Consider the following 14,901-nt stretch of genomic DNA (forward strand, 5'->3'; position numbering starts at 1 on the left):
GTCGAAGGAGACCTCTATGACCGCGACCCAGCCCGATCCCCGGGGCGAGGAGGCGTTCTCGTCGTCGGTGGTGCTCGAGCAGACCGCGGCGGCCCCCGAGTCGCGGCTGGCGTCCCCCGACCAGCTGACGCAGAACGAGATCACGCAGGAGATCGTCGACTATCACGCCGCCGCCGCGCGGCGCGAGGCGGCCGGCGAGAAGCTCAACATCAGCCTCCACGACTTCCCGCCGTACCGGTCGAGCCTGCTGCGCCATCCGACGAAGAACCCGAAGCTCGTCGACCCCGAGACGATCGAGCTGTGGTCGCCGGCCTTCGGCCAGCGCGACGTCGCGGCGATCGAGTCCGACCTGACTCTGCAGCACCTCGGTGAGCCGCAGGGGGAGCGGATGACGGTCGAGGGACGTCTGCTCGACTCGTGGGGCCGGCCGCTCGCGAACCAGCTCATCGAGCTCTGGCAGGCCAACGCCGCCGGGCGCTACATCCACCAGCGCGATCAGCATCCCGCGCCGCTCGACCCGAACTTCACGGGCGCGGGCCGCACCGTGACCGACGACGACGGGCACTACAAGTTCACGACGATCAAGCCCGGCGCCTACCCGTGGAAGAACCACGTCAACGCGTGGCGCCCCGCGCACATCCATTTCTCGATCTTCGGCACGGGCTTCACCCAGCGCCTCGTGACGCAGATGTACTTCCCGGGCGACCCGCTGTTCCCGCTCGACCCGATCTACAACACGATCTGGCGTCAGAAGGATCGCGACCGCCTCATCGGCCAGTACGACCACGACCTGTCGGTGCCGGAGTTCTCGATGGGCTACCGCTTCGACATCGTGGTCGACGGCCCCGACGCGACCTGGTTCGAGCCGGAAGAAGGAGAGCACTGATGGTTTCGACGAGCTCGACCACCGGTGGGGGAAGCTCGACCGCCGGCGAGGGTGCGACCCGCACCACCCGCGACCTCGGTCCGAAGACGCACGAGCCCACCGGCGGGCAGACGGTCGGCCCGTTCTTCGCCTTCGGCCTGGACTACGAGAAGAAGCACCAGGTGGTCTTCCCCCACAGCGCGGGGTCGATCGTGCTCGGGGGCACGGTGTTCGACGGCGCCGGCGCCCCGATCCCCGATTCGGTGATCGAGATCTGGAGCGCCGATGAGAACGGCGAGATCCCGCGCGCGCACGGTGCGTTCCGACGCGACGACCACTCGTTCACGGGCTTCGGCCGCTCGGCGACCACCGACGTCGGCCGCTACGAGTTCTGGACCCGCAACCCCGGCCCCGTCGACGGCCGCGCGCCGTTCTACTCGGTGATCGTGTTCGCGCGCGGGCTCCCCGACAAGCTCGTGACCCGCATCTACCTTCCCGAGCACGAGGAACTCCTCGCCGCCGACCCGCTGCTGTCCTCGCTCGACGACGACGAGCGCGCTACGCTCATCGCGACGCGCCTGCCGGACGGCAACCTGCACCACGACATCCACCTGCAGGGCGAGAAGGAGACCGTGTTCCTTGCCTTCTGACCGTGACCGGCCCGCAGTCGATGAGGGCCTGCTCTCGCCGGTGACCGTCGGTCACGACGAGACGGTGACGGATGCCGCGTACCTCGACGCCCTGGTGACGGCCGAGGTCGCGCTGGCGCGCGCCTGGGCCGAGATCGGCGCCGCCCCGACGGAGGCGGTCGACGAGATCGAGACCGAGTTCGGCTGGGAGGGCGGACTGCGCGGATGCCCCGACCACGGCGTCGACCTCGCGGCGCTGGCCGCGGCCGCCGTCGCTGGAGGCAACCCGGTGATCCCGCTCGTCGGCCTGCTCAAGGGGCGCGTCGGCGAGGACGCCCGCCTCTGGGTGCACCGCGGTGCGACCAGTCAGGACATCGTCGACAGCGCCACGATGCTCGTCGCGCGCACGGCGACCAGTCGCATCGCGGCCGCGCTCGCGCACACCGAGGTCTCGCTGCGCTCGCTGGCGCGCTCGCGGCGCGACGAGGTCGCGGCGGCACGTACCCTGACGCAGCACGCGGTCCCCACCACCGTCGGCCTGCGCGCCGCCGGGTGGCTGCGCGGCGTGATCCGCGCGAAGGAGCGCATCGAGGCCATCGAGCGCGCGCTCCCCGCGCAGCTCGGCGGAGCCGCCGGCACGCTCGCGTCGTTCGCCGAGATCGCGGGGACGGATGCCGCAACCGCCCTTCCCGCCGTGTTCGCGCGTGAGCTCGGACTCGCGGTGCCCGACGCCCCGTGGCACACGAACCGCTGGCCCGTCACCGAGCTGGGCGACGCCCTCGTGCAGGCGATCGACGCGGTCGGCAAGATCGCGACGGACGTCGCGACGCTCAGCCGCACCGAGATCGGCGAGCTCGCCGAGGGCTCGGGCGGCGGATCGTCGGCGATGCCGCAGAAGCGCAACCCGGCGGCATCCGTGCTGATCCGCTCCGCCGCGCTGCGTGCCCCGCAGCTGGGCGCCACCCTCCATCTCGCGTCGGCGCTCGCCGCCGACGAGCGCCCCGACGGCGCGTGGCACGCCGAGTGGCCCGCGCTCCGCGAGCTGCTGCGCCTCGCACTGGGCGCAACCGCCCACGCCGCGTCGCTCATGGCCGGCCTGCACGTCGACACCGACGCGGTCGAGCGCAACCTCGCGTCGACCGGCGGCCTGATCGTGGCCGAGCGGCTCTCGATCGTGCTCGGCCCGGTGGTCGGCGTGTCGCGGGTGTCGGAGCTGGTGACGGATGCCGCGGGCGGGGCCGACCTGGCCGACGCACTCGTCGCCCTGCCGGGGGTCGTCGCGCTGGCCGCCGAGCGGGGGACCTCCCCAGGTTCCCTCGTCGCCGACCTGCTCGACCCCGCCCGATACACGGGCCTCGCGGGACGCCTCGTCGACGACGCCGTCGCCCCGCCCCGAAGCCCCCGCCTCGACCCCGAGGAGAACGTGTGACCGTCCCCGCCATCTCTCTCACCACGCCGGTCGGCCCTTCGACGAGCTCAGGGACCGCCGGCTCAGGGGCCGGCGCGGGCTCAGGGGCCGGCGCGGGCTCAGGGGCCGGCGCGGGCGGAGAGGCGCCGCTGCTCGTGCTCGGGCCGTCGCTCGGCACGTCGACGCTGCTGTGGGATCGTGTGGTCCCGGCGCTCGCCGAGCGGTACCGCGTCGTCGCGTGGGACCTGCCCGGTCACGGCGCCGCACCGGCTGCCATCGAGTCGTTCACGATCGCGGAGCTCGCCGACGCCGTCGCGGACGCGATCGACGGCCCGTTCCACTACGCGGGCGTGTCGCTCGGCGGTGCCGTCGGCCTCGAGCTGCTGCTGCGGCACGGCGACCGCGTTCCGGCGGCGGCGATCATCTGCTCGGGCGCCGCGATCGGGACGCCCGACGGCTGGCACGAGCGTGCGGCGCAAGTGCGCGCGCAGAGCACCTCGAGCCTCATCATCGGGTCGGCGCAGCGCTGGTTCGCGCCCGGGTCGATCGAGCGCGATCCCGATCTCACCGGTCGGCTCCTCCATGTCCTGCAAGACACGGACGACGAGAGCTACGCCCGGTGCTGCGAGGCGCTCGCGGGCTTCGACGTGCGTGATCGACTCGGCGAGATCGACACCCCGGTGCTCGCGGTCTGGGGCGATCACGACGGTGTCACGCCCGAGGCATCCGCTCGCGAGATCGCCGACGGTGTGCAGCGCGGTCAGTCGATCGGGATTCCGGATGCCTCGCACCTGGCTCCGGCCGACGCCCCGGCTGCGACGGCCACGGCGCTGCTCGAGTTCTTCGCCACCGTCTCCGCGGAGCGTGCCGCGTGAGCCGCCCGGACGGCGAGGGCCTCACCGACGAGGAGCGCTACGACCAGGGAATGGTGGTGCGGCGCGAGGTGCTGTCGGACGCCCATGTCGACCGTGCGGTCGCGAACACCACCGAGCTGACCGCCGACTTCCAGGACTTCATCACGCGCGTCGCGTGGGGCGACGTCTGGTCGCGCCCGGGGCTCGACCGCCGGTCGCGGTCGGTCGCGGTGCTCACCGCCCTCATCGCACTCGGGCATCACGAGGAGCTCGCGATGCACCTGCGCGCCGCGCGGCGCAACGGCCTCACGGTCGACGAGATCAAGGAAGTGATCCTGCAGGCCGGCCTCTACTGCGGCGTGCCCGCGGCGAACACCGCCTTCCGCATCGCGAAGGACGTGTTCGCCGAGGAGTCCTGAGCGCGGCCACGTCTCTTCGAAACCTCCTGATCTGGCGAACACAGGACGTTTCGCCGCAGATCGTCTCGCCTCGGCCAGATCGCCTGATCTCGCAAAGACTGTGAGGGCGACGGATGCTGCGGCCGCGGGTGCTCCGAAGACCACGAGGCGGGCCGCGGCGGGCGTCGGGGGGCGGTGCCCGCCGCTGCGGCGGCTCCGGCTGCATGGTGAGGCTTCCGCAACGCCTGCGATGCGCGTAAGCTGAACCGCAGAGCGTACATGTGTTCGCAGAGCGAACAGCAAGGAGGCGAGTACGTGATCGACAAGACCGTGGGCTCGGTCGAGGAGGCCGTCGCCGGCATCCGCGACGGGGCGACCATCATGATCGGCGGCTTCGGGCGGGCCGGTCAGCCCGTCGAGCTCATCGACGCCCTCATCGCCCAGGGCGCGAGCGATCTGACGATCATCAACAACAACGCCGGCAACGGCGATGTGGGCCTCGCCGCCCTGCTCGCCAAGAAGCGCGTGCGCAAGATCCTGTGCTCGTTCCCGCGCCAGCACGACTCGTGGGTCTTCGACGGGCTGTACCGAGCCGGCGAGATCGAGCTGGAGCTCGTGCCGCAGGGCAACCTCGCTGAGCGCATCCGCGCGGCGGGCGCCGGCATCGGCGCGTTCTTCTCGCCGACGGGCGTCGGCACCCAGCTCGCCGAGGGCAAGGAGATCCGCGTGATCGACGGCCGCCTATACGCGCTGGAGTACCCGATCAAGGCCGACGTCGCGCTCGTCAGCGCCTACCGCGCCGACCGCTGGGGCAACCTCGTCTACCGTGAGACGGCGCGCAACTTCGGACCCATCATGGCGTCCGCGGCGACGACCACGATCGTGCAGGTCGACGAGATCGTCCCCCTCGGCTCGCTCGACCCCGAGTCCGTCGTGACCCCCGGCATCTTCGTCGACCGCGTCGTCGCGGTCGGCCACCGCTCCTGGCTCGACGACGGCAGCTTCGTCGGGGGCGTGGACATCGAAGGCCGCCCGCTCGCGGACGCTTCGACAGGCTCAGCGACCGGGAACCGCTCAGCGACCGGAGAGGGGACCGACCAGTGAGTACCGACACGTCGCCGGCGACGCGCATCACCCGCGAACAGCTCGCGGCCCGCGTCGCGCAAGACATCCCGGAGGGCTCGTACGTCAACCTCGGCATCGGCGCGCCCACGCTGGTCGCGGACTACCTGCCCGGCGACCAGGAGATCATCCTCCACACCGAGAACGGCATGCTCGGCATGGGACCGTCGCCCGAGCGCGGGCAGATCGATCCCGACCTCATCAACGCCGGAAAGCAGCCCGTCACCGCGCTGCCCGGGGCCGCGTACTTCCACCACGCCGACTCGTTCGGCATGATGCGCGGGGGCCATCTCGACGTCTGCGTACTGGGAGCGTTCCAGGTGTCGCAGGGCGGCGACCTCGCCAACTGGTCCACGGGCGCACCCGGCGCGATCCCCGCCGTCGGCGGGGCGATGGACCTCGCCATCGGGGCCAAGAACGTGTACGTCATGACCGACCTGCTCACCAAGACCGGCGAGTCCAAGCTCGTCGAGGCGTGCACCTACCCGCTCACCGGCGTCGGGTGCGTCACCCGCGTCTACACCGATCACGCGGTCTTCGACATCACACCCGAGGGCTTCGCGGTGCGCGAGGCGTTCGGCGACAACACCCTCGAGCTCCTCGCCGAGCTGACGGGCCTGGAATTGACGGATGCCGCGGCCCCCGGCACCCGGGAAGGTGAATGACATGGCGACCTACGTCTACGACGCCGTCCGCACGCCCTTCGGCCGCGCCGGCGGCGCGCTCGCGGGGGTGCGCCCCGACGACCTCGCCGCCGTCGTGATGCGGGCGATGATCGAGCGCACCGGCCTCGACCCTGCGCGGATCGACGACGTGATCTTCGGCGACGCGAACCAGGCGGGGGAGGACAACCGCAACGTCGCGCGCATGGGCGCGCTGCTGGCCGGCTTTCCGACGACCGTGCCGGGCGTCACGGTCAACCGGCTGTGCGCGTCGTCCGTCGAGGCGGTGATCCAGGGCTCGCGCGCCATCGACGCCGGCGACGCCGACATCGTGCTGGCGGGCGGCGTGGAGTCGATGAGCCGTGCGCCGTACGTCGTCGAGAAGTCGCCGCGGCCGTGGCCCAGCGTCGGCAACCAGACGCTGTGGAACACGTCGATCGGGTGGCGGATGACGAACCCGAGGCTGCCGAAGCACTGGACCATCTCGAACGGCGAGTCCGCCGAGAAGATCGCCCGCGAGCAGGGCATCTCGCGCGAGGCGCAGGACGAGTTCGCCGTGCGCTCGCACCGCCTGGCCGCGAAGGCCTGGGCGGAGGGGGTCTACGACGGCGAGATCGTGCAGGTGCCGGGTGCCGAGCTGGCGCGTGACGAGGGCATCCGCGACGATACGTCGGTCGAGAAGCTCGCGGGCCTGAAGGCGCTGTTCGCCGCCGATGGCGAGGGCCGCGTGACCGCCGGCAACTCGTCGCCCATCAACGACGGCGCCTCGGCGGTGCTGCTCGGCCGCGAGGGCGCCCTGCCCGGCGAGCCGCTGGCCCGCATCACCGCGCGCGCCGCGCACGGTGTCGACCCCGACCAGTTCCCCCTGGCTCCGATCGAGGCGGCGAACAAGGCGCTGGCCCGCGCGGGTCGCACGTGGGCCGACGTCGACGTGGTCGAGCTCAACGAGGCCTTCGCGTCGCAGTCGCTCGCCGACATCAAGGGCTGGTCGGGCCTGGATCCCGAGCGGGTCAACATCCACGGCGGCGCGCTCGCGATCGGGCACCCCCTGGGTGCCTCGGGCGGCCGCATCATCGGCCATGCCGCGCACGAGCTCGCCCGGCGCGGCGGCGGCGTCGCGGTCGCGGCGATCTGCATCGGCGTGGGGCAGGGCCTCGCCGTCGTGCTCGAGCGCTGAGGTGTGGACGCCGGCGTGGGCCCGAGTGCTGCACGTTCCTGCGCGCGCTGCGGTTATCCGCGCAGCGCTCGCAGGAGACTGCAGCAGTCGCGCCGCCCGTGCCCGCGGCGAGCGCCCCAGGCGGACGGATAGGGTGAGCCGGTGACCTCGCCCGCCGACCGCGCCGATGCCGCTGGCGCGGCCACCGACGGCGCGAGTCGCGCCGGCGAGACCGTGCAGTCCCTCGCCCGCGGGCTCGCGGTGATCCGGGCGTTCGACGCCGAGCACCCCGAACTGACTCTGAGCGAGGTCGCGCGTCGCGCCGAGATCACCCGCGCCGCGGCGGGCCGCTTCCTCCGCACCCTCGAGGAGCTCGGCTACGTGCGCCCTTCGACAAGCGCAGGAACCGGACGCACCTTCGCACTGACGCCGCGCGTGCTCGAGCTCGGCTTCAGCTACCTCTCGGCGCTGTCGATCCCCGAGGTCGTGCAGCCCCACCTCGAGCGACTGTCGCGCGAGGTCGACGAGAGCGTCTCGGCGGCCGTCCTCGACGGCGGCGACATCGTGTACATCGCGCGCGTGCCCACCCGGCGCATCATGAGCGTCCGCATCACGATCGGCACGCGGTTCCCGGCGTTCGCGACGTCGATGGGTCGCGTGCTGCTGGCAGGGATGCCGGATGCCGCGCGCGACGCGCTGCTCGCGGCATCCGCTCTCCCGTCGCTCACCGAGCGCACCATCACCGACGCCGACGACCTGCGGGCGGAGCTCGCCCGCGTGGCGCAGCAGGGGTGGGCGCTCGTCGACGGTGAGCTCGAACCCGGGCTGCGGTCCGTCGCCGTGCCGCTGCACGACCGCCGGGGCGCCGTCGTGGCAGCCGTCAACGTCTCCACGAGCGCGACGCGCGACTCGGTCGACCACGTGGTGAACGAGTACCTGCCGCCGCTGCGCCGCACCGCCGAAGCGATCGACGCCGAGCTGCGCCTGGTCTGAGCGCGGCCGCGGCGGGGCACCGGCGGTCAGAACACGATCGTGTGGTTGCCGTGGCGGATCACGCGGTCCTGCGCGTGCCACAGCACGGCGCGCGACAGCACCTGGCGCTCGACGTCGGCGCCGCGACGGGCGAGTTCGGCGGCCGAGTCGGCGTGGGTGACCCGCACGGTGTCCTGCTCGATGATCGGGCCCTCGTCGAGGTCGTCGGTGACGTAGTGCGAGGTCGCGCCGATGAGCTTGACCCCGCGCTCCTTGGCCTTCTTGTACGGCTCGGCGCCGATGAAGGCCGGCAGGAACGAGTGGTGGATGTTGATCACGGGCACGCCGAGCTGGGCGAGGAAGTCGCCCGACAGGATCTGCATGTAGCGAGCGAGCACGACGAAGTCCACGTTCCCGCGCAGCAGCTCGAGGATCTTCGCCTCGGACGCCGACTTGTCGGGGCCGGGCACACCCGGGACGTGGAAGAACGGCACGCCGAACGAGCGGACGTCATCGGCCGAGGTGGTGTGGTTCGAGATCACCATCGGCACGGTAACCGGCAGGTCGCCGCGGCGGTGCCGCCACAGCAGGTCGAGCAGGCAGTGGTCCTGCTTCGACGCCAGGATCGCCATGCGCTTGGGGGTCGACTGATCGGTGAGCGACCACTCCAGCTCGAAGCCGGCGAGAGTCTGCGCGATCTCGTCCTCGATGTGCGGGCGCTCGGCCGCGAAACCGGGCCGGTGGAACACGACGCGCTGGAAATACGCGCCCCCCTCGGGGTTGTCGGAGTACTGGTCGAACGCCACGATGTTGCCGCCGATGCGCGTGATCATCGCCGACACCGCGGCAACGATTCCCGGGCGGTCGCTGCCGTGGACGATGAGGCAGGCGTGATCGGGGTTCAGCTGGGGCGCGGCCATTGTTCGATTCTGCCGTGTCCGCGGGCGACCGACGAATGGGGCGGATGCCGCTACGCCGCGTTCGCGCCGCGCAGCAGGTCGCCGTTGCGGGTGAGCTGGAGGAACTCCGCCACGGCGTCGCGGCTCTTGGTGAGGCACGCGAGCCGGTCCTCGAGCGCGGCGAGCTCGGTCGCCAGCATCTCGGCCAGCTCACGCGAGCACGTCGGCGCCGCCATCGCGCACTGCCGCTCGACATCGAGGACGACCTTCGCCAGCCGCGTCGAGAGGCCGGACTGCACCAGACCGCGTGCGCGAGTCGCGCGCCCGACGTCGGACTCGTCGTAGCTGCGGTAGCCGTTGGCCGATCGCTCGGAGGCCAGCAGCCCCTGCTGCTCGTAGTACCGGAGCATCCTCGCGGGGATGCCCGTCCGTTCGGAGAGTTCGCCGATCTTCATCCCGCCTCGTTCCCGATGTCGTCGTGTTGCGCGTCAAGGCTTGACATTGACATTGATGTCAAACTCTAGCCTCGCTCCATGACAACGTCCACGGCCCCCCTCGTCCTTCCCGCACCGCCCGCTTCCCGGTTCCCCCTCGGCGCTCTGCTCCTGCTCTCGCTCGGCGTGTTCGTCACCGTCACCGCCGAGTCGCTGCCCGCCGGACTCATGCCCGAGATGGCCGCCGACCTCGGTGTCGACCCGCTCCGCATCGGCCTGCTCGTCTCGGTGTGGGCGCTCGTCGTGATCGGCACGAGCATCCCGCTCACCCGCGCCACGCGGCGGATCGACCGGCGCATCGTCGTCGCCGTCTCGCTCGCGGTGTTCGCGCTCGCGAACGTGGTGACGGCGTTCGCGCCGAGCTACGAGGTCGCCTTCGCGACCCGGGTCGTGGCCGCGCTCGCGCACGGCGTGTTCTGGGCCATCGTGATCGTCTACGCGACTTCGCTGCTGTCCGGAGCGCAGCTGGGCAAGGGACTCGCCCTCGTCACCGGCGGCGGCACGGCGGCCACGGTGCTCGGCCTCCCCGCGGCGACGGCGCTCGCCCAGCTCTCGAGCTGGCGCGTGTCGTTCGCGGTGATGGGGATCGGGATGCTGGTGCTCGCGGCCGTCGTCGTCCGCAGGCTTCCGCGCTCGGTCGTGGTGCCGGTCCCGGCGGGGGAGCGCGCCTCGCTGCGTCACGACCGGTCGATCCCGCCGCTCCTCGCGTATGGGTTCGGGGGTCTTCTCATCGGGCTCGCGCAGTTCCTCGCGTTCGTCTACATCCGGCCCTACCTCGCCGAGTCCGCCGGCATCGCGGACGGGTGGGCGAGTGCGCTCCTGTTCGTCTTCGGCGCCGCGGGCATCGCCGGCGTCGCGGTCGCGGGCACCCTCGCCGACCGGTTCCCCCGCACGGCGCTCACCGCCACGCTGATCGTCTTCGTCGCCGCGTACGCGGCCCTCGCACTGCTGCCGCACGTCACGCCGGTCGTGGTCGTGGCGCTCGCGCTGTGGGGCGCCGGCACGGGAGCGATGTTCCCGCTGATCCAGACGGCGCTCATGCGCGCGGCATCCGATCGCCTCCGCGACCTCGCGAGCGCGTCGATCGTCGTGCTCTTCAACGTGGGCATCGCGGGCGGCTCGTGGGCCGGCGGCCAGCTCACCGCGACGTACGGTCCGACCGCGAACATGGCGGTGTCGGCGGTGGTGGTGCTGGTCGCGGCGGCCCTGACGGCCCTCGGCGCGGGGCTCAGCGCGCGGCGGGGGCTGAGTGGGTCGACGCCGCGTCGGTCCACCCCGACCGCCGCTCGAGGCGCATGACTTTCGACGGGATCGATGAGCTCGTCGGCGTCGTCGGGCGCGTGGTGCCGGCGCCCGAGCTCCCGCCCGCGCAGCAGGAACCCCACGCGCCTGAGCACCGCGCCCTAGCCTGAGGACCATGGTCTACACGCGCGACTCGATCCCCGACCTCCACGGCCGCGTGGCCGTCGTCACGGGTGCGAACGGGGGACTCGGACTCGAGACCGCGAAGGCGTTCGCCGCCAAGGGCGCGGACGTCGTGTCGGCCGTCCGCGACCTGGAGAAAGGTGCCGAAGCGCTCGAGCAGATACGCGCCGAGACACCGGGCGCCTCGCTCGAGCTGGTCGAGCTCGACCTCGGATCCCAGGCATCGGTCAAGCGGGCTGCGGAGCACATCGCGGCGACGCATCCGTCGATCGACATCCTCGTGAACAACGCCGGTGTCATGGCGATGCCCGAGCGCACGACGGAGGACGGCTACGAGATGCAGCTGGGCATCGACCATCTCGGCCACTGGACCTTGACCGCGCTGCTGCTCCCGTCGCTCCTCGCGGCTCCCGCAGCCCGGGTCGTGACGGTGACCTCGACAGCACATCACTTCGGGCGCGCGATCGACCTCGACAATCCCTATCGCCGAGGCAAGTATCAGCCGTGGCTCGTCTACGGCAACGCCAAGCTCGCCAACTACCACTTCGGACTGGGCCTCGACGCACGATTCCGCGACGCGGGGGTCCGCGCGCAGAGCCTCATCGCCCACCCCGGCCTCTCGCACACCGACCTTCAGACCCGCACGGTCCGCGAGGGGGGCGGTGGACGGATGGCGGCCTTCTTCGCGGGCACGGCGGCGCGACGGGGCATGCCCGCGAGCGAGGGCGCGATGCCGCAGATCCGAGCCGCGACCGACCCCTCCGCCCGCGGCGGCCAGTTCTACGGACCGCGGTGGATGAACACGGGCCGAGCTGTACGGGTGCCGGTGCTGCGGCTCGGCCGCCGCCGGGCGATAGAGAAGCTGTGGGCGTTCTCCGAGGCCGAGACGAGCGTGCCGATCTCACTTTGATTGTTCATCCACTGAAGGCCGGCTGGAATCGACAGTGACGTCGTGGCCACTTCGGCCCCTTCCCTGGGGCGATCCCTTGGTTCATCCCTAACGCACTCCCCGCATGAGCTTCAGCACCGGCTTGACCGCGGCGAGGAGCGCGAGGCCCAGCACGATCGCGATGCCGCCGAGGATGGTGAAGTACGGGATCTCGTTCTCGGGGTCGTAGAACTGCGCGAGCCAGCCGGCGATGGCGGTGCCCAGAGCGATCGACAGGAAGTACAGCGCCACCATCTGCGTGTGGAAGCGCTGCGGCGCGAGCTTCGTCGTGACCGAGAGGCCCGGGGGCGAGATGAAGAGCTCGGCGATCGTGAAGACGAGGAGGATCAGGACGATCGCGAGGAGCGGCGTCGAGTTCGGCGCACCGTTGGCCCACGGCAGGAACAGCAGGAACGCGACGCCCATGATCATCGCGCCGAGTGCGAACTTCACGGGTGCCGACGGTGCGCGGTCGCCGAGCTTGGTCCAGATCGCGGCGAAGACGCCGGAGAGGATGATGACGAAGATCGGGTTGATCGAGTTGACCCACGACACCGGCATCTCCCACCCGAGGATCACGCGGTCCAGCTGTTTGTCGGAGTAGATCGTCAGCACCGTGAACTGCTGCTGGTACAGCGACCAGAAGCCGACGTTGACGATGAACAGCGGGATGAAGCCGATCACCCGCGAGCGGTCGTCGCCGCTGATCGCCCGTGACGAGATGATCACCGAGAAGTAGGCGATCGTCGCGGCGAGCGTCACGAGGATCACGATGCCGGCGAGGTTGTCGGCGCGGATGACTCCGGTGAGCACGAGCGCGACGATGACCAGCAGCCCGGCGACACCGACGCCGATCATCATCAGACGGCGGTTCGCGGGCAGCGGGTTCGCCACGACGCGCGACGAGGCGGGCAGCTGCTTGCGGCCGAACGAGTACTGGGTGAGGCCGATCGCCATCCCGACGGCGGCCGCGCCGAAGCCCCAGTGGAACCCGACGTTGCTCTGCAGGAAGCCGGTCACGATCGGCCCGAGGAAGGCGCCGAGGTTGATGCCGAGGTAGAACAGCGAGAAGCCCGCGTCGCGACGCGGATCCTTCGCGGAGTAGAGGGTTCCCACGACGGCGGTCGCGTTGGCCTTCAGGCCACCCGATCCGACCGCGACGAGGATCAGGCCGACGCCGAGGCCCCACACGCTCGGCAGCAGCGCCAGCGCGATGTGCCCGGCCATGATGACCCAGGCGCTGTAGAAGAGCACGCGCTCCGAGCCGAGCAGTCGGTCGGCCACCCACGCGCCGAGGATCGTCGACAGGTACACCGTGCCGCCGTACGCGCCCACGATGCCGGTCGCCGTCGCCTCGGGAATGCCGAGGCCGCCCTCGGCGACCGAGTAGTACATGTAGATGAGCAGGATGCCCTGCATGCCGTAGAAGCTGAACCGCTCCCACATCTCCACGCCGAAGATGTGCGCGAGCGCCCACGGCTGGCCGAAGAACCTCGTGTCGTGGTCGGCGCCGTCGTCGGGCGCCGCGGTGCCCGCGGCATCCGTCCCGCTCTTCGCCGCCACCGTTCCGGTCCTCGTGGCATCCGCCGCGGCGGTGGCGCCGTCCGGCGGCCCCACGGGCACCTGCTCGGGTTCGCCGCCCCTGCCGCTCCGAGCCCCGTCGCCGTCCTGAAAGCCCTGATCACGCCCGTCCATGCGCCTGCTCCCGTCGCCCCCGGTAGTGGTCAGGCTAGCGACGGGTCCCGCGCGCGCGATAGACCCTCGCCCGCAGGCCCTAGTCTGAGCGCAGGCTCGACAGGACGGCGCGCACATGCGGATCGGCATCATCGGCGGGGGCGCCGCAGGGCTCGTGTGCGCCTGGCTGCTGGAGCAGCACCACGAGGTCACGCTCTTCGAGAAGGACGACCGCCTGGGCGGCCATGCGCACACCGTCGACATCGAGGTCGGCGGCCGGCCGTTGGGGGTCGACGCCGGGTTCCAGTTCTTCGCGCGCAGCGCCGGGTACGCGACGTTCAACCGGCTGCTCGACGAGCTCGCGGTGCCGCGCGAGACGTACCCGGCGACGCTGACGGTCTCTCGCGCCGACGGCTCGCGCGCCGTGGCGATGCCGCCGTTCCGGCGGGGTCGTCCGGTGTGGTCCTCCCTCACGCCGCGCGCGATCATCCACCTCGCCCGCTTCCGCGCCTTCCTGTCGCGGCTGCCCGCGTTCCTCGCGGAGCACGACACCTCGGTGACCATCGCCGAGTACGTCGAGCGCGAACGGCTGCCCCGCGCGTTCGTCGACGACTTCTTGTTCCCGCTGCTGCTGGCGTTCTGGTGTGTCGACCTCGCGGAGTTCCGCCGCTTCGCCGCGTACAACGCGCTGTACTACCTCGGCGCGAACCTCCCGCGGGGACTGCGGCCGCCCGCGCAGAGCGAGATCCCGGGCGGACTCCGCGGCTACGTCGACGCGCTCGTCGCCTCGCTCGAGCGGGCGAGCCTGCACACGAGCTCCGACGTCGGCTCCGTCACCCGCGATGCCGACGGCACGCTGTTCGTCGAGGTCGCGGGGACGCGGCAAGCGTTCGACCATGTCGTCCTGGCGTGCGACGCGCGCACGGCGCATGACCTGCTCGCTCCGCTGCCGGAGCTCGCCGAGCTGACCGCGCAGCTGGCGCGCTTCCGGTACTTCGACACCACGATCGCCATCCACGGGGACCGCCGTCTCATGCCGCGAGACCGGTCCGCGTGGTCGGTCGTGAACGTGCGGACGGATGCCTCGCACAGCGCACTGTCGATCTGGAGCCCTTCGCGCGGCATCGACGTCTTCAAGAGCTGGGTGACCTTCGACGACGAGCTGCCGCAGCCGCTCTACGCCACGGCGACCTACCGGCACGGGCTGATCGACACCGAATACTTCGACGCGCAGCGCCGGCTGCGCCCGCTGCAGGGGCGCCACGGCATCTCGCTCGCGGGCCTGTACACCGCCGACGCGGATTCGCACGAGAGCGCGATCCTCTCGGCCGTGGCGGTCGCGGAGCGCCTCGCGCCGGAATCACCCCGGCTCGCGCGGCTGCGCGGCTGACGGCGCGGCCCTGTCGGCCGATGCG

General features: G+C 71.6%; 15 protein-coding genes. 12 read left to right on the forward strand and 3 right to left on the reverse strand.

Annotation, left to right across the window (positions count from 1 at the left end; all coding sequences use genetic code 11):
* Positions 1 to 16 precede the first annotated feature (16 nt).
* The 9 genes from pcaH to IM770_RS12725 all read left to right on the forward strand — a co-directional run bounded on the left by pcaH (position 17) and on the right by IM770_RS12725 (position 8,087).
* Positions 17 to 886: a protocatechuate 3,4-dioxygenase subunit beta gene (gene pcaH, locus IM770_RS12685; protein WP_203581515.1), complete on the forward strand. Its 870-nt coding sequence runs from the start codon at positions 17 to 19 to the stop codon at positions 884 to 886.
* Complete coding sequence (gene pcaG, locus IM770_RS12690) at positions 886 to 1,515, forward strand: protocatechuate 3,4-dioxygenase subunit alpha (RefSeq protein ID WP_203581516.1); 630 nt, start codon at positions 886 to 888, stop codon at positions 1,513 to 1,515. The genes pcaH and pcaG overlap by 1 nt, the downstream gene beginning before the upstream one ends.
* Positions 1,505 to 2,923 (forward strand): lyase family protein, encoded by a 1,419-nt coding sequence (locus tag IM770_RS12695; RefSeq protein WP_239066158.1) that lies wholly within the window; start codon positions 1,505 to 1,507, stop codon positions 2,921 to 2,923. Before pcaG ends, IM770_RS12695 begins: the two co-directional genes overlap by 11 nt.
* A complete protein-coding gene (locus tag IM770_RS12700) occupies positions 2,920 to 3,777 on the forward strand; it encodes an alpha/beta fold hydrolase (RefSeq protein WP_307785452.1) in 858 nt (285 codons plus the stop codon). Before IM770_RS12695 ends, IM770_RS12700 begins: the two co-directional genes overlap by 4 nt.
* A complete protein-coding gene (gene pcaC, locus IM770_RS12705) occupies positions 3,774 to 4,175 on the forward strand; it encodes a 4-carboxymuconolactone decarboxylase (RefSeq protein WP_203581517.1) in 402 nt (133 codons plus the stop codon). Before IM770_RS12700 ends, pcaC begins: the two co-directional genes overlap by 4 nt.
* 294 nt (positions 4,176 to 4,469) lie before the next feature.
* Positions 4,470 to 5,258 carry a 3-oxoacid CoA-transferase subunit A gene (locus IM770_RS12710; RefSeq protein ID WP_203581518.1) on the forward strand — a complete coding sequence of 263 codons (789 nt, stop codon included), beginning with the start codon at positions 4,470 to 4,472 and terminating at the stop codon, positions 5,256 to 5,258.
* Entirely contained in the window at positions 5,255 to 5,941 is a 687-nt protein-coding gene (locus IM770_RS12715) for a 3-oxoacid CoA-transferase subunit B (protein WP_203581519.1), read from the forward strand. Before IM770_RS12710 ends, IM770_RS12715 begins: the two co-directional genes overlap by 4 nt.
* A 1-nt stretch (position 5,942) precedes the next feature.
* Positions 5,943 to 7,115: a thiolase family protein gene (locus IM770_RS12720; RefSeq protein ID WP_203581520.1), complete on the forward strand. Its 1,173-nt coding sequence runs from the start codon at positions 5,943 to 5,945 to the stop codon at positions 7,113 to 7,115.
* Positions 7,116 to 7,328: 213 nt separating this feature from the next.
* Positions 7,329 to 8,087 carry an IclR family transcriptional regulator domain-containing protein gene (locus IM770_RS12725; RefSeq protein WP_203581646.1) on the forward strand — a complete coding sequence of 253 codons (759 nt, stop codon included), beginning with the start codon at positions 7,329 to 7,331 and terminating at the stop codon, positions 8,085 to 8,087.
* A 26-nt stretch (positions 8,088 to 8,113) separates the two neighbouring features.
* On the opposite strand, the gene purU is transcribed toward IM770_RS12725, so the two are convergent.
* Together purU and IM770_RS12735 are read right to left on the reverse strand one after the other, a co-directional pair.
* A complete protein-coding gene (gene purU / locus IM770_RS12730; RefSeq protein WP_203581521.1) occupies positions 8,114 to 8,986 on the reverse strand; it encodes a formyltetrahydrofolate deformylase in 873 nt (290 codons plus the stop codon).
* Positions 8,987 to 9,036: 50 nt separating this feature from the next.
* Entirely contained in the window at positions 9,037 to 9,420 is a 384-nt protein-coding gene (locus tag IM770_RS12735) for a MerR family transcriptional regulator (protein ID WP_203581522.1), read from the reverse strand.
* Between the two features lie 78 nt (positions 9,421 to 9,498).
* On the opposite strand from IM770_RS12735, the gene IM770_RS12740 reads away from it, so the two are divergent.
* Both IM770_RS12740 and IM770_RS12745 read left to right on the forward strand, forming a co-directional pair.
* Positions 9,499 to 10,758: an MFS transporter gene (locus IM770_RS12740; RefSeq protein ID WP_203581523.1), complete on the forward strand. Its 1,260-nt coding sequence runs from the start codon at positions 9,499 to 9,501 to the stop codon at positions 10,756 to 10,758.
* Positions 10,759 to 10,876: 118 nt separating this feature from the next.
* Positions 10,877 to 11,794: an oxidoreductase gene (locus tag IM770_RS12745; protein WP_203581524.1), complete on the forward strand. Its 918-nt coding sequence runs from the start codon at positions 10,877 to 10,879 to the stop codon at positions 11,792 to 11,794.
* Between the two features lie 87 nt (positions 11,795 to 11,881).
* On the opposite strand, the gene IM770_RS12750 is transcribed toward IM770_RS12745, so the two are convergent.
* A complete protein-coding gene (locus IM770_RS12750; protein WP_275403161.1) occupies positions 11,882 to 13,507 on the reverse strand; it encodes a peptide MFS transporter in 1,626 nt (541 codons plus the stop codon).
* A gap of 115 nt (positions 13,508 to 13,622) precedes the next feature.
* On the opposite strand from IM770_RS12750, the gene IM770_RS12755 reads away from it, so the two are divergent.
* On the forward strand, positions 13,623 to 14,876 hold the full coding sequence (locus IM770_RS12755) for an FAD-dependent oxidoreductase (RefSeq protein WP_203581525.1): 1,254 nt from the start codon (positions 13,623 to 13,625) through the stop codon (positions 14,874 to 14,876).
* The last annotated feature ends 25 nt before the right edge of the window (positions 14,877 to 14,901 follow it).

Origin of the sequence: Microbacterium hibisci (assembly GCF_015278255.1) — a bacterium.
GTDB lineage: Bacteria > Actinomycetota > Actinomycetes > Actinomycetales > Microbacteriaceae > Microbacterium > Microbacterium hibisci.